The following is a 216-nucleotide window of genomic DNA, read 5'->3' as shown; positions in this document are numbered from 1 at the left end:
TCCGTTCACGTCGTGATTCCAAAGCTGGAATCTCTTTCCTTGCCATTTATGACGGCTCTTGTTTCGACCCGATTCAGGCCGTGGTCCCTAATAATCTTAATAATTACGAAGACGAAGTATTAAAGCTAACGACTGGCTGCTCTGTTGAAGTAACAGGTAAGATTGTTGAGTCTCCTGCAAAAGGCCAAGACTTCGAACTCAGATCGGAAGAGCGGT

General features: G+C 45.4%; 1 protein-coding gene. It reads left to right on the top strand.

Annotated features, from left to right (window positions below; genetic code table 11):
* A partial coding sequence (locus tag ACP45E_RS02825; RefSeq protein WP_241824253.1) for an OB-fold nucleic acid binding domain-containing protein occupies positions 1 to 216 on the top strand: 216 nt, incomplete at both ends.

It is taken from the genome of Vibrio genomosp. F10 str. 9ZD137 (assembly GCF_049974785.1).
GTDB lineage: Bacteria > Pseudomonadota > Gammaproteobacteria > Enterobacterales > Vibrionaceae > Vibrio.
Note: the sequence above shows the minus strand (reverse complement) of the source record. Positions and strands in the feature narration are given on the sequence as shown.